This is a genomic window from Gracilibacillus sp. JCM 18860 (assembly GCF_055395245.1).
Genome location: NZ_AP043868.1, coordinates 2,061,159 through 2,083,536 on the forward strand (window position 1 = coordinate 2,061,159; position 22,378 = coordinate 2,083,536).

The 22,378-nt window shown below is 37.5% G+C and carries 14 protein-coding genes; all 14 read right to left on the reverse strand.

All coding sequences use genetic code 11. The features are described from left to right. Positions 1-44: 44 nt before the first annotated feature. Positions 45-1,127, reverse strand: a complete 1,083-nt coding sequence (locus tag ACZ5R4_RS10435; protein WP_109984729.1) for a glycoside hydrolase family 172 protein — start codon at positions 1,125-1,127, stop codon at positions 45-47. A gap of 124 nt (positions 1,128-1,251) precedes the next feature. Beyond that, entirely contained in the window at positions 1,252-5,367 is a 4,116-nt protein-coding gene (locus tag ACZ5R4_RS10440) for a carbohydrate-binding protein (protein WP_464368442.1), read from the reverse strand. Positions 5,368-5,411: 44 nt separating this feature from the next. After that, a complete protein-coding gene (locus ACZ5R4_RS10445) occupies positions 5,412-6,305 on the reverse strand; it encodes a carbohydrate ABC transporter permease (RefSeq protein WP_109984727.1) in 894 nt (297 codons plus the stop codon). Positions 6,306-6,333: 28 nt separating this feature from the next. After that, positions 6,334-7,269 carry an ABC transporter permease gene (locus ACZ5R4_RS10450; RefSeq protein WP_054860751.1) on the reverse strand — a complete coding sequence of 312 codons (936 nt, stop codon included), beginning with the start codon at positions 7,267-7,269 and terminating at the stop codon, positions 6,334-6,336. 105 nt (positions 7,270-7,374) lie between these two features. Continuing rightward, a complete protein-coding gene (locus tag ACZ5R4_RS10455) occupies positions 7,375-8,925 on the reverse strand; it encodes an extracellular solute-binding protein (RefSeq protein WP_464368443.1) in 1,551 nt (516 codons plus the stop codon). Positions 8,926-9,018: 93 nt separating this feature from the next. Further along, a complete protein-coding gene (locus ACZ5R4_RS10460; protein WP_277678457.1) occupies positions 9,019-10,581 on the reverse strand; it encodes an arylsulfatase in 1,563 nt (520 codons plus the stop codon). 19 nt (positions 10,582-10,600) lie between these two features. Next, positions 10,601-12,382 (reverse strand): glycoside hydrolase family 2 protein, encoded by a 1,782-nt coding sequence (locus ACZ5R4_RS10465; RefSeq protein ID WP_109984724.1) that lies wholly within the window; start codon positions 12,380-12,382, stop codon positions 10,601-10,603. 276 nt (positions 12,383-12,658) lie between these two features. Further along, positions 12,659-14,506, reverse strand: coding sequence for a family 43 glycosylhydrolase (locus ACZ5R4_RS10470; protein WP_464368444.1), 1,848 nt, complete (start codon positions 14,504-14,506; stop codon positions 12,659-12,661). Positions 14,507-14,889: 383 nt separating this feature from the next. Beyond that, positions 14,890-15,816, reverse strand: a complete 927-nt coding sequence (locus tag ACZ5R4_RS10475) for an ArsR/SmtB family transcription factor (RefSeq protein WP_054860707.1) — start codon at positions 15,814-15,816, stop codon at positions 14,890-14,892. Between the two features lie 177 nt (positions 15,817-15,993). Further along, positions 15,994-16,857: a Cof-type HAD-IIB family hydrolase gene (locus ACZ5R4_RS10480; protein ID WP_109984723.1), complete on the reverse strand. Its 864-nt coding sequence runs from the start codon at positions 16,855-16,857 to the stop codon at positions 15,994-15,996. 80 nt (positions 16,858-16,937) lie between these two features. Then, positions 16,938-18,791, reverse strand: a complete 1,854-nt coding sequence (locus ACZ5R4_RS10485) for a glycoside hydrolase family 127 protein (protein WP_464368445.1) — start codon at positions 18,789-18,791, stop codon at positions 16,938-16,940. A gap of 74 nt (positions 18,792-18,865) precedes the next feature. After that, a complete protein-coding gene (locus tag ACZ5R4_RS10490) occupies positions 18,866-19,714 on the reverse strand; it encodes a carbohydrate ABC transporter permease (protein WP_109984721.1) in 849 nt (282 codons plus the stop codon). A 119-nt stretch (positions 19,715-19,833) separates the two neighbouring features. Further along, positions 19,834-20,715: a carbohydrate ABC transporter permease gene (locus tag ACZ5R4_RS10495; RefSeq protein ID WP_109984720.1), complete on the reverse strand. Its 882-nt coding sequence runs from the start codon at positions 20,713-20,715 to the stop codon at positions 19,834-19,836. Between the two features lie 27 nt (positions 20,716-20,742). Then, positions 20,743-22,017 (reverse strand): extracellular solute-binding protein, encoded by a 1,275-nt coding sequence (locus ACZ5R4_RS10500; protein WP_464368446.1) that lies wholly within the window; start codon positions 22,015-22,017, stop codon positions 20,743-20,745. Between the last annotated feature and the right edge of the window lie 361 nt (positions 22,018-22,378).

Sequence of the window (22,378 nt, forward strand, 5' to 3'; positions counted from 1 at the left end):
TGGTTTATAGCTAGGTAATGTAATAGAAGATTTTTATTCACCATCTAAATAATTTCCAACGCATCTTTATTAGGTAGTGTTGGAAAATCCCCATGCGGTTCCGTTTGATACCAATAAGCTACAGAAGAAATATCGTCTTGCAACGGGAGGTACCTTCCTCCTGAACGCCACCCTAGAGCTTGAATCGTTACCCTCAAATCTTCTTCAAAGCGTATTGGGTCCATGATATGCCATCTATACATTCCAAATCGTTGATTCGCTCGGTAAAGCCCATCAGGTTTAATCACTTGGGGCATACCTAAAAAAGCTGTTGAATATTGACCATACTCCCCTTTTGGTTGTTCAAAATTCCAGGCACCGCCAAAATAATCCTCTGTCCCAGTTCCACATATCGTCGGAAAATCCTCGTCTCCATCCATATAAAACTTAATCTCTCCCTCGCCCCACCATTGATTACTGTTTACTTGCCATGCCAAATAAGTACCAACGTAATGACCATGACCCATAATTCCATCAACAATTGTATGAACTTCTTTATAAGCCAACGGATTACTCCTATTCCACTGTGCGTGAAAATACCCAACATCTTCTGGGATGTCAGTTAAGCTATAATCCACTTGATAATATAGAGGGAATTCCTGATCACTGAGATTAACGACCTTCATATTTGCTGACTTTCTAAACGGCATTTCCCAATAGGCATTCATTCCCCCAGCAGGATTAACAGATATCGGTATCGAATTAACATGACATCTCTCGTTCCATCCGTTACAGAAAAAATCACCAAATGGAACTTCGACGGAGGGATGATCTTCATCGTCCCAGAACATTTGGATAATTAAATCGCGCCAATGTGCTGGGAAAGTAGTCATCCAAATGTGCTGGATAACACCAGGCCCTTCTATATTAGCAATCGTAAAAGAAGTGTTCGATTTCAACATCACAGACGGGGAAACCTTCCATCCTTGACCTAAGTCTCTTGCTGCTTCTGCACCTGTTCCTTCTGTTGCCATTCCCCCTCTACCTTTTCCCCCATCAAAGTTTTCTGCACTAATCGACCTTGTTTTCGCTTTGGATAATCTCGATAAGCTTCCTAAGCCCATTCCTAACCCATTAAATCCACTCATTTTCCTAACCTCCCATTAAATGAAATCTTCCATTGGACATTTTCTGACAGAGATTCCCCACTTCCCAATGTTGAAGTGGGGTCTTAAGAAAAATTAGCACAAGGATTAATAACTAAAATATTTCTTATTTATTTTGCAAATATTCTATCAAATAATTTACATCATATTTTAATTGTTCATAAATACGGAAAGCCATTTTTTCTTTATTTCTTTCTAGATTCATTAGTAGGTCCTTAAGGTGCTTTGTTGCTTGTCCGATCCGACCTTTGTCCATATGATGCTGTGATTGATTTAATTTATTGTATAATTTCCTATACAAGGGTGTACTTAGGTTACCGAGCTTCTCATTTGTTTTGAGTATTTCCTCAATTGAAAGATGATTAATATCTATAGGTTTTACAAGGAAATTGTCAATTTTAGCGTTACTAAATAAGCTTTTCACCCCAACTTTCCCATGACTAATTGCCGTGACACTATGATCATCATAATCAATTTTCGGGGTCTCCATATCCCCTACATATACACGAATATTGGATCCTAACACTTCTACCTTCATATGCTGCCACTCATCCTTTATACCAGGTATCTTCACCCCATCCAAATACCCCCAATTATAATTTAGTTTTCCTAGATGCACCCCATCTTCATCTAGATAGGCTACATAGCCTTGCATGAAGTCTGATCTGTTTTGATTATATTCGATTCCATCGGCTGGGTTGTTTACTCTAAAAATTAATCCGGCTTCACCATTGCCATCCACTAAATTAATATCTGCTTCCACACTGTAATCTTTCCAATCTTTTTCCCCGATAACCGATTTTGCGAATGTTCCAAGGCTTGCGGTATACTCCCCTTCTATTTCCATTTCTTCTTTCGGCCCTTGATAAAACCGAAAGCTATGAAAATCGAACTCGCCATTTACAACTTCTACTGTAATCGTATGGTCTCCAGCAGGTAATGAGATGTTCTCTTTAATGACACTTGACCAGTCGTCCCAGCTATCTGTACTTGGTATATCTATTACTCCTGTTAAATCAATCTCATCATCTAGCCATAATCTTACCTGGCTATCTTTAAAAGTTGTGGCAACCTTCATATCCAACGTATAGTTGTCACCTTCACTTACATTTACATTATATTTATACCATTCTCCTTTTTGATTCCACCCAATATTATAAGAACCGTCTGGGTGTACTCTCATATCTACATCATCCTCACGGAACTCTCCTCCCGTATTACCAGCAGTAAGATCGTGGTAGCCCACACCTTCACCACCAGTGATATAGTCTACAGCCTTTATGGTGCCTGGGAGTTCTTTATGATTATCAAAGGTTTGCACGATCATTTTGGAAAGTTCAAATTCGCCCTCTACTGCTTCCACGGTAATTACATGCTTGCCTTCTGGTAATGGAATATCGTTAAAAGTAATAGTTTCCCAATTGTTATTGCCACCGGTGTTAGGAATGGTTATTGTATCTGAAATAGCTTCATCATCTAACTTTAATTTTACTTGGGCATTGTCATCGGTTGAAGATACCACTAAATCCAAGCCGTAATTGCCTTCCTCACTAATATCGACGTTATATTTCAACCATTCTCCCTGTTCGAAGCTTTCTATAGCATATCCACCGTGAGGTAGCAGTCGAATATCCACATCCTCGTCGCGATATTCACCACCACTGTTACCTTCCGTATTATCCAGATAAGCTACTCCTTGACCACCAGAATTATAATCTTCTGCTTCAAGTAATCCAGGAAGAGGCTTGTAAATTTCATAAGAAGCAAACTGAAGGCTGGCAAAATCAAATTCTCCATTGACTATTTCTAGTTTAATTGTATGTTCACCCTCAGGTAAGCGTATCCCTTCGACCGTAACGGGATTCCAATTATTCCAGTCACCTGTACTCGGAACATCCACTACGCCAGTTAAGTCTATTTCGTCATCTAGCCATAATCTCATTTTGGCATTCGTAAACGTAGTAGCTGTATCAATACTGAAATGATATTCACCACTTTCTTTTACGTTTATATTATATTTTAGCCATTCACCTGTCTGGTTCCATCCAACCGCCATACCGCCTTGGGGTTTGTTCCGAATATCGACCGCATCCTCTCGAAGAACGCCACCAATATTATCCGATGTTCTATCATGATAAGCAACGCCTTCTCCGCCTGTATTGTAATATGGTGCTTCTATTTTCCCTGGCACTGGTTTATAGGCATCAAAAGGACTTGGCAAATTCGTGTCCACTATAAAGTCACCATCATAGCTAGTCCAACCTTCATCATTCCCATCATTAAAGTCATCGTAAAGAGCAGTTACTTTTTTATGCTTGTTCACTTTCAATTGAGAAAAATCGAAGGAACCTTCAAGTACTTCCACCTTAATCGTGTGTTTTCCTTCTGGCAACGCAACTCCATCCACGAGGATATTCTGCCAATTGCCATCTGTGTCTGGAATGGCTACTATTCCAGTTAAATCCGTTTCTTCATCCAACCAAAGCTTTACTCTAGTATTTTCTTCTTCAGATGCTACTCTCAAGGACAAATCATATTTCCCACTCGCACTTATATTCGTGTTATACTTCAGCCATTCACCTTTCTGATTGGATCCAACCATATATCCACCTTCAGAATTACGTTCAATATCTACTGTATCTTTTCTGTACTCCAAATTAATTTTATCTGTTAATTCATGATATCCTTTTCCGTCCCCGCCAGTGTTGTAATGTACAGCTTCAATTGATCCAGGTAAAGGCTTATAAGCATCAAAGGCATTGCTTCCATTTACTTTATTACTAAAGGCAACATAACCAAAGTGCGCACTTAAATCTTGAGTGGTATATCCTGTTTTTCCACCATTCAGTTTAAGACCCTTTCTCGTTTGTTTTAACATTCCATCAACGTAAATCTTAAAGGTGTCGTCTTCTTTTTCCACTCGAATTTGATGAAGATTAGAGTAGTCATATCCAGATGGTAAATCTGTGCTCTCCCACCCTTGATCAATACCATCTACTTTAAAGAAGGTTTCTAATCGATTTTTCTTAGGGCTTAACAGCGCCACACCATAATTTTCTTCATCTGTGTAGGAAAATATCGCTCCAAATCTAGGATTATCACTAGTTCCCTGTTCTTTCATCTTCATATTGAACTCCGCTGTATAATTTTCAGCTGTTTTTTCCGTTGTGACTAATCGATACCAGTTTTCATCCCCTTTTTTATCTTGAGATAACCATTTCTTATTACTTATTTTCCAATCTCCGCCATTAACGTTCTCCCAGTCGTCACCGATTATATCTCTTTTAAATAGATCACTAAATTCAGGCATATCTGGATTAGGCTGTGCCGTCGTCGTTGGGCCAAGAGTAAGCATTTTATCCCCATTCCAAACAATTCTATCGATATTCGTTTCTCGTCCTGGATTAGCATGACTATGGTAAACGATATAATCAGTATCGAGATCTGGGCCTTTAATAATGGAATTATGACCTAATCCTGTATGTGATCCTTCGGTTTGAATGATAATTGGATTTTGATAGGAATCATCTCCAAAGCCATTTGTTGGCACATCACTGCTACTATAGTTAATTCGGTATGCTTTATTCCATATATGGTTACCAGTATAGGTCATAAAATATTTCCCATTTCTTTTAAGTAGTGTAGCTCCTTCTGTCCAGCCGTTCATAGCAGCTCCCGTATCCACTGGTTCACCGAAGGTATAGGGATCACTCATTGGCCTAGCTATAATCTGATTCGATCCTGTGCTATAAAAATACCACTTACCATCATCATCTATAAACACATGGCCATCTATACCCATCCCTAGATTCTCTGTTTGTTTCTTAAAAGGACCAAGAGGACTGTCACTTTTATATACATAGTGACCATTACCTCCTGGAGATGTGTACATATAAAAAGCACCATTCCAATACGTTACTTCTGGCGCATATGCTGCTTTTGTACTTGCTTCTTCTGTGACCAGACCACCATACTCCCAATCTATTAGATTATTAGATTTCCATACCTTTACTCCACTCTTATCATCGACTGTACTCACATAGAGGTAGTATATTCCGTTATGCTTAAGTATATAAGGATCCCCTTCTCCATAGAATCCTCCATGATCCCACACCCAGGAATCAGGTATATCTAATGGATTACTATAACCTAAAGAAATAGAAGGAAAAAATACAAAACAGCCAATCAAACAAGTGATGAAGGATAAAGTGAATTTATTCATCATGTTCAGCTCCTTCGCTTTTATAAATATTATCAAAATTGTGCTTATCCTTTTATAGAACCAATCATGACACCTTTTACAAAGTGCTTTTGTACAAATGGATACATAATTAGTACTGGCACGCTAGCAACGACTACTAAGGCATATTTAATACTTTCACCGAGTAATATCTTTTCATCCATGCCAAACATACCAGCGGACTCTGTACCACTTAGTTGATTGACAAGTAAGATCTCTCGAAGGATGAGCTGTAATGGGTAAAGTTGATCATCTCGCAAATAAATTAATGCATTGAAAAATGCATTCCAATGCCCCACTGCATAGAACAAAACCATTACTGCAATAATCGGCTTGGACAGTGGCAAAATAATCTTAAATAAAAGCTTAATATTAGAACAACCATCAATCATGGCGGATTCTTGAAGCTCCCATGGTATGCTTGTTTGAAAATATGTTCTCATGACAATTAAATTATAGGTCGCAATTGCATTTGGAATAACCATAGCCCAAATCGTGTCTACCATCCCTAAATCTTGGACAACTAAAAAGGTTGGAATTAGACCTCCATGAAAAAACATCGTAAATGTTATTAAAAACATAAAGATGTTCCTACCAGGTAAATCTCGCCTCGATAGTGGATAAGCAGCAAGTGTACTTAGAATAATATTGATAAAGGTACCTAATGTTGTATAGATAAATGTGTTTTTATAGCCATTCCAAATGTCACTATTCTTAAAGATTTCCGTATAGGCATCTACAGTAAAGCCTTTCGGCAATAACCACATTTCGCCATTCATCACTCTTGAAGGATCACTAAAGGAAGCACTTACAACAAAAATCAAAGGATATAGCACCACTGCCAAAATAATGAAAGACATTACGCCAACCAAGAAGTCAAATACTTTTCCATCGGATATTCCTTTCGTACGAGAAGTCATGACAAGTACTCCTTTCTTGAAAAGTGTTCTACCATAAACTCGTCTCTGCCTTTTTCCGTGCAAAATGGTTTACTAAGACTAATAAAATAAAATTAATTATCGAATTAAATAAACCTATAGCAGAACTGTAGCTAAAATCTCCGTTTAAAATACCGTTCTTATAGACAAAGGTTTGAATGACTTCACTGGATTCCAAATTTAAACTATTTTGCATTAATAAAATTTTTTCAAATCCAACATTCATAAATTGTCCGATATCCAAAATTAATAGAATGATAATGATGGGAAAGATTCCGGGCAAGGAAACATGGATAATTCGTTGAAATCTTGTCGCACCATCTATTTTAGCAGCTTCATACAACTGTGGATCAATTCCACTAAGTGCGGCAACATATATAATGGATTGCCAGCCCATACTTTGCCAAATATTCGATCCAATAAATATTGTCTTAAACCATTCTGGCTTCTCTAAAAAGGCGATCGAATCCTTTCCAAAGGATTGAAGCAAAACATTAACAAATCCACTATCAGGATCTAAGAATAAACTTAACATCCCAACAATAACAACAACAGAGATGAAGTGAGGAATGTAAGTTACATTTTGCACCCATTTTTTTAACGCTGTACTCCGTATTTCATTAATTAATAGTGCTAGCATAATAGGGATAGGAAAAGCGATGACTAAGGACAGTACACTAATGGAAAATGTGTTCCATAGCAATCTACCAAAATAGTAGGAAGAAAAAAACCGTTCAAAATGCTCAAAGCCTACCCAATCACTCCCCATGAAGCCTAAGGCTGGATTAAAATCCTTAAAAGCAATTTGTAATCCATACATAGGGCCATATTGAAAGATTATATACCAAAGTAGTGGTAATAAGAGCATAAGATACAAATCATAGCGCTTTATTACTTGCTTGAGTATGACTTTACTTCTTGGTACCGTCTTTTTCCTTAGCTCTATGTCTGAATGAGAAGCATCACTCTTAAAAGTAGCCACTCTATAACACCCTCTCTTCTATCATGTCGCTAAGCACTAATTGTACTTAGCGACATTTTTTTCTAAAAGTTATTTATAATTTAAATCGTATGCTTCCTGATAGATCTCCTCCAAACGATCTAATCCCATATTTTCAAGTGTTGCCACATACTCTTCCCACTTCTCAAAGCTTAGGTCACCAGTAATAAACTTAGCCGTCGATTCTTGATAATACATATCTATATCCTGCCTTAATTGCTCAACTTCTTTCGTTGTATCCTCATCGAAAATCGGAGCACCATAGACTGCTTCTGGTAAATAAGGATCTAACTTTCCTTGTGCCTCTTGTGCTTCTGGTGGATTAATAGCAGATGCATTTTTTTCTGTCACGAGCTGAGGTGAACCTCCACCTGGCCATGGAGTAAACTGGCCAATTTTCTCTCCAGACACGGATCCTAAGTATTGGGGATTTCCTTCTTCATCATATTCAAAGGTTTCTCCTTCCACTCCATAACGGAAGAAAATAGAGCCTTCCTCACTAAAGAAATGGTCAATCCATCTCATGGTTTCCTGTGGATATTCATTTGCCGAAGTAATAGCAAATGTTCCGAAATCCCTTGCGATTGGAGAAGATGGATGTAGTTGATCGCCATGTGGACCGACAATTGGTGACATTCCAATATAATGCTCTTTCACATCATTAAAGGCATCTGTTGTTTGATTCCAAAAAATGCCGACCTTTCCTGCCGTCATATTTCCGACAAATATCGATTCTTCCTGGGTGAATATCCCTCTATCCATTAATCCTTCAGTGTATAATTTGTTTAAAAATTGCAAATATTCCTTGAGTCTATCATCTGTCATCCATATATTTACTTGATCGTCCTTAATATTAAGCTGATATCCCATTTGATTAACCAGTCCCCACGAACCAGCCATGGAGTTCATTAATTGTCCCCAGTTACGAGAAGTCATTGGTACTTCATCCTGTTCGCCATTTCCATTTGGATCATTATCTCTAAAAGCCGTTAATACCTCTATCAGTTCATCAGGATTCGTTGGCTCTTTAAGCCCTAAGTTATCTAGCCATGTTTTATTAATCCAGATTTTATCCGTACGAGCTGCATTTAATGTTATCAATGCAGGCAATGCATATATATGCCCATCAGGAGCCGTGATCGATGCTTTTATTTCAGGATACTCTTCGTAGAGTGCTGTTAGGTTAGGCGCATACTCCTCTAACAATTCTTCAAGTGGAATGAGAATACCTGATGATCCGTACTCCACTGCCTCTAATTGCGAAATATCAGATTTATAGAATACATCCGGCAATTCGCCTGAGGAAAACTCTAAGTTCTTTCTTTCAGCAAATCCATCTTGAGGGACATCATCCCATTCGATGTTCATGTTAGTCATTTCCTCGTATTCCTGAAACATTCGCATATCTTGATATGGCGAATTTACAGGTGATCTTCTTGCAAAAAACCTTAAATCTATTTCTTCCTCCACAATGGGCATACCCTCCTCACGGAAACCTTCGGAAGGTCCTTCATCCACATGATCTTGCTTAACTTCCTCTGAATTCGAGCATCCCCCAGCCAAGAAACCTACCAGAATAAGTAACAAGACAAACTTTTTCATTTTTTTACCTCCTTCATTTTTAAAAACAAATTTTGTTAGCGTTTTCATAAATGGTAAAAAGAAATCCATCTAAATGAAGATGGAGTGTCAAGATCATGATGATTGATAAAGGTTCGTTTTCGGTCTTGGAGTAACATTTGTTCTATCTGCCCATTGTTTCCACATTGATGTTAATTTCTCCACTAGCTCTGGATAGATATCCGCTACATTCACTAATTCATTTCGATCATTTTCTATATTATAAAGCTCCCAATCTCTTTCTTTTATTTTCGATAGCTTCCATTTTCCATGTCTGATACCACAATGTTGCTCATGCTCAAAACAAAGTGTCCTTTGCTCTTCTTCCTTCCCAAGGAATGCAGGTAGCATACTTTTACCCTCCATTGGAAGAATTTGATGTCCTTCATATTTTTCAGGGTATTCTACCCCAGCAATATCAACCATTGTTGCCATAAAATCAATGAAATGACCTGGTCGATGATCAATCTCTCCTTGACGTGTGACAACCTTTGGCCATTGTGCAATTAATGGTGTACTGATTCCTCCTTCATGTCCATAATGTTTATAGAGACGAAGTGGTGTACTACATGCGCTTGCCCAGCCAGATCCATAGCTATGATAGGAATCTGGACCACCCATTTTGTCTAAATCTCCTTTACGATGGAGGAAATTCGAGGTGGTGATCCAATTGTCGAATCCCCATGGGTCCCATTCACCACATGCACCGTTATCTGAACAAAATAAGATCAATGTGTTGTCTAACTCATTATTCTCTCTTAAGTCCTCTATCACTCTTCCAATATTTTGATCCATCCGGTCCACCATTGCTGCATATATTGCCATCCTTTTTGATAGATCCTTCTGGCGATCCGGATCAAGTGAATCCCACGAAGGAATAACACCATGAATCTCTCTGTCACGACTCCAGTATTCTGACCGCGGTGGTAACTTGGCATCCTCTGGAATAAGCTTTAGCTCCTTCAATCGATTAAAACGTTCTTCCCTAATTCTGTCCCAGCCTCTATCATACATTCCCTCGTATTTAGCAACATCCGCTTCAGGTGCTTGTAAAGGGAAATGAGGAGCATTATAGGAGAGATATAAAAAGTAAGGCTTATCATCCTTTCTAGAATCCTCCATAAAATCTAGTGCATAATCAGTAATAGCGTCTGTTGCATAAAACTCTCCATCTTTATACTGGTGCTGAGGTCTTCCTTCTGGTAATCGGGAATAATCCTTCTGATCCCAAAAACTCGTAAAGCCACCTAAAAGACCATAAAATTCATCAAATCCTTTTTTAATCGGACCCTGCTTCCCAACATGCCATTTACCCGCTAAATAAGTGTGATAGTCTCCACCCTTTAGTACTTGAGCAAGTGTCACACATTGATCCTTTAAAAACCCCCGATATCCAGGTGTTTCACGATCCTCAGTCATCTCTCCAACCCCTGCTTGATGTGGATAAACCCCTGTTAAAAGGGAGGCTCGGCTAGGACAACACCGAGCAGAATTATAAAATTGAGTGAATCGCAATCCATTGGAGGCAAGACTATCGATATTCGGTGTATCGATCTCCCCTCCAAAACAGCTTAAATCAGAATACCCTAGATCATCTGCAAGAATTAACACAATATTTGGTTTATTATTGGACGTCATTCTAATTCCTCCTAAATCATTAGGTATTTGGTTTTCTTTTCGCATCATTGACAGATTTAATCTTTTCTAAGGCGATTTTCGGAGTACGGTCTTCTCTCAATAAACCGTTCACCTCTTGTTGAACATCCGTTGTTTGCGTATAACAATAGCCACAAATGTATGGAATGGACTTAATAGCATCTGTAATATCTTGATATCTTTTTAGAAATTCCTCTTCAGTTTCTACTTGATTACCATATCCCCAGCCACTTTCATGGTTAAAGGCGATACCACCGTACTCTGTAATCATTATTGGCTGACCTTGGTAGCTATACCCCTCTGCAAACGCATATTTATGCTTATTGTGAGGAAGCTTATTTTCTAAGATCAGTTGCTTATCTTTATAACGCTGAGCAAATTCAGATCCGAGCTCTTCGTAATCATGAAGGGCGATAATATCGGAAACAGTATGCTCCCAGCCATCGTTGACAATTACCGGACGTTCCCCATCGATTGCTTTCGATAAGTAATAAATCGATTCCGTAAATGCCTGTTGTTTCTTATCGTTGAATATTTTTGGAACACCCCACGACTCATTGAAAGGAACCCACGTAATAATAGATGGATGATTATAATGCTGCTGCATGATTTCTAACCATTCTTTTGTAAAGTTCTCAATGGCTTGATCACTAAACTCATAGGTTGCAGCCATTTCTGACCAAACGAGTAACCCTTTTTTATCGCACCAATATAAAAATCGTTCATCCTCTAGTTTTTGATGCTTACGAACACCGTTGAATCCCATAGCCAAGGTTTTCTCGATATCTTCAATCATCGCTTCATCTGATGGAGGGGTAAGCATCGTTTCCTTCCAATATCCTTGATCTAGCAAAAGCTTCTGATAGATAGGCACATTATTTAAAAGTATCTGGCCATCTTTAATAGATATTTTCCTCATTCCAAAATAGGAATCCACCTCATCTTTAACAGATCCATTTACTGTTAACTGAAAAGTGACATCATATAAATTAGGATGCTGTGGTGACCAATAAAACACCTTCCATTCATGGAGATCAGACTGCAAATCTATCTCAAATCTTCCGCTTTCACGATCTGGTACAATGGACAACTGTTTTACCTTTTTCCCGTTAAAGTGGATCACAGCATCTAATCTCCAATTATCCTGCACCTTTCCATTCAATTTGTACTCCATCGCTACGGTATTTTTATCGATATTTGGGGTTATTTTTACGCTTTCCATATGTTCTTCTTCCAGAAATTCAAGCCAGACAGTCTGCCAAATACCGGTGTTCTGTACATACCAGCAACCAAAGTTTTCATCAATCCAACGCTGCTTTCCTCTTGGTTGCATACAGCTCTGACTATCTTCGACTTTTACAACGATTTTATTAGTTTTTGTTTCTTCAACTGCATGGCTTATATCAAAGGAAAAGGCCGAATTTCCGCCTGCATGCTCTCCGATGAAAATACCGTTGATCCACACCTTCGTTAAATAGTCAGCTGCTTGAAAACGTAAGATAACTTTTTTTCCTATTTGATCTTTAGGAATCTCAAATTCTCTTTGATACCAAACGTTGGGATGAAATGCTTCTTCCCCAATACCGCTTGCTTCGGTTTCATAAGTAAAGGGTACTTGAATATCTTTAGTAAAACTTGCCGCTTTGTACCATGACTCCTTTTCCCCAATATTTTCATCATCAAAATGAAAATTCCATTGGCCATTTAAATTCATCCAAGTATCCCGTTGAAATTGAGGACGTGGATATTCTGTTCTTTGATAAGTGGTTACATTTGTTGACATACTATTCTCTCCTTTGTTCCTTAATAATCAATACACCCATCAGATATTATTCTTTTTTTAAATAAGCAGTATTTATTTATTTTTATTCACTATTTCTGCTTTAATTCCTAATATCTGTTTATTATGTATAAGATTACGCTTTCAAATCCTAAAAGTCAATACTTAAATTTAATTTTTATAGTTTAATTCAAATTTTCTGTTTTAATAAATGAAGTGATATCACATCACCTAAAGAAGAAGAGACTAACTCAATAGTTAGTCTCTTCTCATCAATCATTAATCTAATGGATAAAACAACCACATTTGTGCTGGCCCACTAGGGAGATCTTCCCATGTACCTATATTCGCACCGCGATCAATACTCGCACCATCCACATCCAATGCTTTTCCATTAGCTACATTGATCAATTTATAATATTTATTACTTACTTTTTCTATACTCCACTTTTGTGCATCCGTTCCATTCCACGCTTGGAGGTTTACATTTACCCACGGTGCGGTCAGATCACCATCAACAGTTAAATATTTTCCACTGTTAGTATTTTTTACACTATACTTGCCGTCACCGACATCTGTCATTCTCCAACGTTGCGACAGAGTAACATCAGATCCATCCCATGTTCTAACATTATATGAACCATCCTCTACATCTAATACTTTCCCACCATTAGGATTTACTAATTTGTACTCAACCCCAGATTCTATTGAAAAATTAACCTCTCCAGAAATTTCGACATAATCAATTTCCACCACATGTTTTTTCTTCATGAATTTAATCGTGTTATCATACCCCTTATTAAGATCAACTTCCATTGTGACTTCTTCAAAGTTTTTCTTACCAGTATATGGATAGGTCAATATCGATACAGGTTGATCATTCACGTAGATATAATTTTCCGCATCAGGTCTAGCATTGTTGGCATATTTAACTGTTATGGTGTATGTCCCAGCTTCCGGAACATTCACATCCTCAATAAGTATGGAGCTATTTTTATTATTCAGTGTCACCGTTTCTTGGCCCGGTCGGTCGTTTACTTTTGCTTTGTTTATTATCCCATGCTCAGCCTCTATTTTATATTCCCCTGATGGAACATTCATTAATTCTGTTGATGGCTCACCAAAATTCGGTGTACCATCCTCGTTCCAACTGAATTTTTGGATCCTCGTCGGGCGAGCACTACACCCTTGCCCAGGAGCGCTGTTACCATGATAAACAATCCAGTCTTCCGTTCCGTCTTTAGATGGAACAAAAGAATTATGACCTGGACCGTAGACACTGTTTTTAATAGACTTCTTAAAAACTGGTTCCTTTGATTTGGACCAAGCGTGTGGGTCCAATAAATTACTATCCTCGGAAGCAGTTAATATTCCGATTGCATAATCATCCTCCCAACAAGCGCTACCTGAATAAACAAGATAAACTTTGCCATTTCGTTTTAAGATCACCGCCCCTTCATTTACATGCATGCCTTTCTTTTCCCAGTCATACTCTGGATAGGTTAGGATCACATTTTCACCATCTAATGTCCATGGATTAGACATAGGTGCAACAGCGACTGCACTACCATGCTCTCCCGACCAGTCACCATATGCCGCATACATGAAATATAACTTTCCTTTATGCTCAAAAACAGATCCATCAAGACCATCGTATTGTGTGTTGACCTTACCTTTCTCGATCCATTCTCCTTGAAGCGGGTCAGGTGAATCATTTTCTAGGACATACACGCCACGACACGCATCACCACAACCTGTATTAGCCGTGTAGTAAATGTACCACTTTCCGTTAATGTAATGGATTTCCGGAGCCCAAATGTCTTTTAAGTGATCCGGCTTCGTCCAGATTGTTTTTCGTTCACCAAGTTCGATCCCTGTCAGCGTTCTTGACTTCCAAATATCGATACGATGGCCTAAAGTACGCGTGAAATAATAGTATCCATCCGAATGCAGCATGACATACGGGTCTGCTCCCGCTGTATTAATTGGATTAGTAAATGTAGTAGTAGAAGCTTTTATTGATTTTGTTCCAGATTTACTTTTAGCAAAATAAGAGGATGCAATAAACAAGGACAACACAAGTAAAAACAAGGAAAGAATATAGGTTTTTTTCTTTATTGAATTCATTTTTATCATCTCCTTTAAAAAATATAATCCAAAGCAAATAGGGACAGAGCCATTTTTCCGTAATCAATCAAAATATCAAGGTATTCAAGTCCTTGTTTCATCACTCCCTTTCTCATTTAGCAATGGATGAAACAATTTTCCCTCCCTTTCATTCAATATTCATGTTTTTATACACATTAGCTGTTCATAGGTTAAAGAATACGCTTTCATTATAGATAAGTCAATGCTTGTTTTTACTAATCATTCCATTCGGATACAAGCTATTTCACAATAAAGGGAGGGCATTTTGAAATCTCAAGCAGAAAATAAAAAAACTAACACACTCTCAATGAAGGAAGAAATGCGTTAGTTTTCTTTGACCGAAGACCTCTTCTCGAATCACATTATTCGAACAGAATTTTCAGTTTAATATCCTGCTCATAATCACCGAACTCTTTTCCAAATATATTAATACCACCTTTATGAACCGCATCCTCTTTAATTCCAATTTTAAAGGTAATATAATCCTTATCTGATAGCGCTAAATCTGCTAATGTGGTATTAGATAAGTGAAAATCATCTATCATGGTAGTTTCATTTGAAATCTTCCATGTTTTTAATGTTCCATATTGAGTACTTGTAGTATCTTTCCAATAGGTTGGATTCAGCTTTCCTGGCCGATCCCCATAATCACCTGGACTAGTCCATGTACCTATATCGACATTATTTACCCAGACCGTGATATCTGAAGGCCAATTAGGATCATAATTAGGTGCTTCAGAGCATAATTCTAGCGAAAACTGAATTTCTTTTATGACAGAATCAGGATGAATCACGATAGGGAATTTATACTCTAGAAATCCTTTTCGCGTCCAGATAATTTGAGCCTGAATTCTTTCGGGATTATGAAAGTAAACCGGGGAATCTTCCGGAATTAAAAACCTTTCATGGTTTGCCATCCCACAAGTAGGTGCTACTTGAAAGTCCACATACTGCCCAATAGGCATTTCAATTTCGTATGTTTTTAAATCACTTGCGGACGACTTATGTAGACTGTTCAAAACAATATGTACGTCATCAAAATTGCGGGTACACACCTTCATCGCACCTCTACTAGCTGGCCTTAATTCAGTCAAGATAAGATTTGCTTCTTCTAATACTCTGACGTGCGAAGCAGCTGTAGAGATCGGTATATTTAAAGACTCCGCTAGCTGATGTATGTTTAAATTTCCTTTATTTAATAATTCAAGAATACTAAGTCTTACCTTCGAGGATAATGCATGTGTTACTTTACTTAATTTTTCTGGTTCATTAATAGAAAGCTCCAACAATTCTAACCCCTCCCTAAACAGTTTGTTCCCAATTAGTATTAAGTCTATCATAAATATAAACAAAAAAAATGTTTTTATCTAGTGTTTATATAAAATTCTAGCATTTGGTTTAAATTTTTTAATTTTTATTAAAAAAATCAAGCGATGGCTCGATCACTTGATTTTTGAAGCTGGCTACTATTTGTTTATTGAAAAGTATTCTTGCAAGTATTTTCTTACTCCGTCTTCCTCATTCGTAAATGCAGTGATCTCTTTTACGATTTCCTTCACTTGATCTGTTCCGTTTTTCATAGCAACTGGGTAACCAATATAACGCATCATCGGCAAATCATTATTACTATCACCTATTGCCATCGTATCCTCTGGAGCTATGTTGTATAATTCCAGCAGTGCTTTAATTCCGGTAGCCTTGTTTACTCCTGCTACCATTACTTCCACATTATGATAGGAAGAGGAGGAGGTTGTAAAATCCTCTTCTTTTTTCATTCTTTCTAGCTCCTGAATCCAAGCATCCATTTGCTTATGTTCTGTACTGAAACAATATATCTTGGCATACTTTTGCTCAGGTATTTTTTCAACCCAAGCAATGTCTTCAGCTATAGCGGCTTCTCTCTCTAACCATTCATTTATTCCTACTTCCTCCGGCTTGTCTTTTTCGATCATATCCTTCATATAAGATTGATCCTGCTTCAAGCTCAGGCGCTGACCGTCATTCGGATGTACTTCATAATAAATCCCATGCTCTCTGGCAGATAAAATAACATTCTGAACAAGGTCTGTGGACAAGCTATGTTCTACCAATTTTTTTTCTTCTACGTAAGTAATCATTCCATTTGCTGTTACAAATCCATCTAGTTCTAAATCCTTCGGAGCAGAATCATAAATCTCATTCAACGATCTACCAGTGACAATAAATACTCGGATCCCTTTCTCTCTGATGACTTGTATTACATCAATCGTTTGTTTTTTTAATTCATTTTTATTATTTAGTAATGTGCCATCCATATCTAAACAAATAGCTTTAGGCATAAAAAAAGACATCAAAATATCCCCCTTTCAACACAATATCCATTATAGCACAGAGATAATTAATAGGGGGACTCATCGTTTAATAAGCAGTTTTATATTCTATGATTCAACCAAACACGCATTTGACCATTACCTCTATTATTCCAACTGTAATATGGCACTGCTTTGATATCAATTGGTATTAAATCAGGTTTATTGCTGTGATATAAGGGTTCCTTTAAGCATTCATCCTTCACGTATAACGCATTACTCTTTATGACACTCACTCCGCTAAGAATCGATTCATCAAATTTTGTGGTGAAATGTGATGAATCGGATAAAAAAATTCTTTCTAAATCTCTATTGAGGTGATCCACACCTTCAAACGCATAGACTAATGGACCGTTTCGCAAAGCTACTTTACCAACATTTTCTCTAACTGCTGGAGAAGAATAGACTTTTTCTACTTCCATATGTAGATCAAGCGTTATCCGGTCTTCTGCATGCCATACTCTGTTTATTTTTACATAACCATTTTCCGATTGATATTCCTCTAATAGTTCCCCATTAAGCAGTAGCCTATATTGATTGCACCAGCCTGGTAATCTTACAGCTAATTCAAACGATGACTCACTTTGGAGATCGAACTGCAGATCAATCTTCCCATCCCATGGGTAATTCGTTTTTTGTGTAATAGACACCTGCTTTTCATTCCATGTCACATTAGATTTACTATGGATAAACTGATTAATATAAAGGGTATCATTACTAACACTATACAGATAATTCCCAATCGAAGGTATAAATCTAGCTAACTGAGTTGGGCAACACGAAGTGCCAAACCATTCTACTCGATGATGCTGTCCATTCGAGGCGAGTGGATTATCATAAAAAAATTTCCTTCCATCAAGAGATACACCACTCAAAAGTCCATTATATAGCTCGGTCTCAACAATATCCGCATATTTGGCATCCTCATATAATAGATTCATTCGATGATTCCAAAATATCATTCCTGCAGATGCACAGGTTTCACAATAGGCAGTTTCATTTGGCAAATCATAATCCTTCGTAAAACCCTCATTATGATGAGAAGAGCCAATCCCCCCTGTAATGTACATATTTTTAGTGATCACATTTTCCCATACTCTATCTAAAGCAGCTAAATAATCTTCCTTTTCTGTTAAGCGGGCAACCTCAGACATAGCGGTATACAGGTACATCGCCCTCACCGCATGCCCCTTGACTTTTTCTATTTCACGTACTAACTGATCATCTTGACAATATGCTGGGCCCCAATCTTCTTTATTCCAAATCGCACCTTCCCCAAGCCCTCTTCCTCTTTGCTCCAATAACCATATTGCCAAATCTAGATAACGCTTTTCACTCGTTTCTTGATAAAGCTTCGTTAGGGCAAGTTCGATTTCTTCATGGCCAGAAACCCAGTGTCGTTTACTTGGGCCAAAAATGGTATCATAATGATCTACCAATCTGCAAGCAACCCCCAATAGCTTATCTTTTCCAGTAGCGTGCTTATAGGCAATAGCTGCTTCTATTAAATGGCCTCCACAATACATTTCATGTTTGTCCATATCTGTCCATTTATTCTCTGGCTCTACTAAAGTATAATAAGTCATGAGGTAGCCATCCTCCTCTTGCGCACTTGCAATTCTATCAATGATATCATCCGCTTCACATTCAAGTTCTGAGTCATATTGATTAGCTAAGGAGTAGGCGACCCCTTCTAACACCTTATATACATCGGAATCATTGAAAAAAATCCCTTCAAAATCACCGCTCATTAACCCACCAGCTTTTGAGAAATTATCAATTCTGCCCGTTTGCCAGCACTTATCTAGAGAGGCACGTAATGTTGTTTTTTGGTGGTCATAAAATCGGTCTTTCCAAAAACCATCTAGGATGGTGACATTCGTAAATGATACTTCTGAACATCTTGTTTGTTTCATGCTTTATTCCCTACCTTTCAAATAACAGCGAGATGGAAGGAAATCGGCTACCAGCCACCGATCTCCTTAACTAATTAACCTTTTAATCCTGTAAAACTTACACCCTTTACTATCTGTTTTTCAAATAGTAAAAAGGCAATAATGACAGGGATCGATGCGATAGCATTGACGGTCATCGGTAACATATAACTAGAGGAATAAGTAGAATTAAATGTTGGAATTCCTACTGGTAAGGTATATAATTCCTCAGAAACGATAGCTAGAAAAGGCCACAAAAAGTTATTCCAGGATCCAATAAAAGTGAAAATAGCTATTGCAGCAAGAGCAGGTTTGGCTAAAGGAAGCACAATATTCCAAAATAAACGCCAGTTGGAGCAACCATCAATTCTAGCACTTTCCATTACCTCGTGCGGGACACTATCAAAAAAGCTCTTTAATATGATTACACCAATTGGGGAGGCAATCATAGGTAAAATCAATCCAGCATAGGTATCTAGCATATTCATACTTTTTACAATCTCAAAGAGTGGAATAATCGTAGCCTCCCCTGGGACCATCATTCCAGCCAAAAAGAATAGAAAAATTGGAGTCTTATAACGAAATTGCATTTTCGATAGTGCAAAAGCAGCTAAAGAAGTAATAATTAATGTTAATACTGTTGTGATTACACCAATAATCACACTATTCCACAGCCAGAGAAGCACATCACTTTCCATTAAAATCTCCGTATAATTAGCAAAGGTATATGGTGGAGTAAACCAATCTAATGGATTGGCGACAGCCATATTTTTTGGTTTTAACGAAACAAATAGCATCCAAATGATCGGAAAGATAAATAGTAAAGCCACAACTAAAGCAATGATAACCTTTAATAAACGGAGTGGATCACGATTCCGTTCTAGTAGTGCATTAGGGGTACTCATAAAAATTCTCCTTTCTTTAGAAAAACTTGCATTCCTTATACTTAGAGTTAATGTGTTTGTCTTAATTTCCCATTATAGATGCAGTGCATTGCTGACTTACTGAAGTTTTGCCAATCTATTTAAATCATTCGCCCTCCTTGACCTCCTGCACGAATTTGAATAATAGATAATACTAACAGGATAAAGAACAGAACATAGGACATAGAAGCAGCATAACCAAGGTCATATCTCTCAAATCCCATCTCATAAATGTACTGTATTAGTGGCCTTGTGGAAGTCCCGGGTCCTCCATCTGTAATTAATAGAATTTGAGCAAATACTTTGAATGAGCTAAGAACCTGTAGCAACAAAATCACCCTTGAAATCGGTATAAGCTGTGGCAATGTAATCGATTTAAACATTTGCCAGCGAGTGGCACCATCTATTTCTGCCGCTTCATACAAGTGATCAGGAATGTCTTGTAAAGCTGTTAAAAACAAAATCATATTAAAACCCACTGTCCACCATAACGTAACCCCGACAATACTTACCCATGCCAATACAGGATTACTTAACCAAAAAGGCTCTGCATCTATTCCAAATAACTGAATGAAGTTGTTAAGGAAACCATTATAAGGTTGTAATATAAAAATCGCCAAGAAAGAAATAACGGAAACCGATAATATACTTGGGAGAAAATAAGCACTGCGAAATAATGTCTTTAATTTCGAATTTAAATTTGCTAGTAAAGCTAACAAAAGTGCTAGTATGATCATTCCTGGGGTTGATAGGATGACAAACAATGTCGTATTCCATAACGATTGCCAGAAGTCTATATCTGTAAACAAAGCAATATATTGGCTAAACCCTGTGAATTCACCTTTTTCTATTAACGACCAATTAAAAAAGCTCATTTGTAAACCTTTAAAGATTGGAAATATCGTAAAAATTACATAAGCTAGAAAAAAGGGTAACAAGAACAAACCAGCATAAAGGTCCTTTTTCCATAATGATTTTTTCATTCGTTTTCTTCTCCTTTCAACTAAAATTTACTTCTTCACGAGGTTCTCTAAATCTTTAATCAGTGTGTCAATCACTTTTTCTGTAGATTCTCTGTTTGTCCAGGCTAAATCCAGATTTTGTTCAAAGACTCTTTTAGACATATCTCCATAGGCTGTCTTGTTTGGTAGAGCAACATATTCTGCTACTTTTGCATAATCAGATCGATAAGGAAGATCTTGAAACTCTTGTGACTCTACAACCGATTTCTTTGCTGGAATATGACCTGCTTCCGCCCAATCAACCCCACGGTCTGTTACGAAATCCATAAACTTTACAACAGCGAGTTGTTTCTCTCTAGTCGTATTTTCCTTTATTGGCATAATTAGTGTGTGGGAATCTCCCCATGTTGCTTTTTGCTCAAAAAGGTTCGGTAAAGGCAGCGCAGTAAAATCTAACCCTTCCGTTGTTTCCCAGATTCCAGTCGCCCAAACCCCTGTTGTCATGGTAACTGCTCGACCTGTTTGAAAATCCTGATAAAAATCGGCAAGGTTTAATGGGACAATCTCATGCTCATGAAAGAGAGAACGCACATAGTTCGCCGCCTTAATCGCTATTTCTCGATCGATCGTTACATCTGGACTGGACAGATCCCCTGAATAAATTGGTGACCCTCCCATTTGAAAGTAAAATGCCCACCACATACGAAATGGGTCTGCGCCAGCATTACTAATCGCTAATGGTATTTTATCCGGTAGCGCTTTCTTTATTTTGAGCAGAAAATCGATATACCCTTCAGGTGTTTCTTCCATTATGATGTTTCCATTTTCATCTAACACTCCCGCTTGGGCTGCAAGATCATTATTTACATACATAATAAATGGATGTGTATCAATCGGAACACCGTAATGCTTCCCATTCAAATTAGTTCCTTCGACTAGATTTTTAGTGAATTCATTAAAATCGAGCCCTACCTCTTCTGCAAAATCATCAATTGGCTCTGTTAACCCCCGACTGTTAAGTTCAGGAATTTTAGAAGTATGCGCTATTGCTACATCCGGTCCTCGATTGGCAGCAACACTAGTTACCAGTTTGGTATAGTAATCACTGTTTCTTATCGCCGGCATATTGACAACAATCTCATCTTGACTGTTATTAAATTCCTCTACTATTTCTTCCATAAAACTGAGATCACCTCCACCAAACAATGTCCAGAAGTCTAATTTAATTTTGGCATTATTATTCGTTTCACTGTCTGAGGAGCACGAAGCTAACACAAAAAGAAAGAAAGGTAAAATCAGCATCAGTTTGAAAATTTTATTCATTTTTTCTCCTTTCCTTGTAACGAAAAAAAGGGTAAATCGTTACAATTTTTGTTTTATTACAAATTATATGTAACATTAGTAAAATAATACGCTTACATTTTTAATATGTCAACATTAATTTATCTCATTTGTGTTTTATTACACATTTTATGTTTTTATTGGAGCAAACAGGGAAAATATATGTTTCCATCTAATCTCTGAGATTTAAATCTATCATTAGAAGGGAAATAATTATCAGGGGACTTTAGAAAATTAATTGGATTAAAAGGCGGAAAGGGTGAACCAGGTTACACAAGCCAAATAAGAACCTATGGATATCGGTATCAGAGAAAATAGATTATAGTCTACAATTTCAATAAAA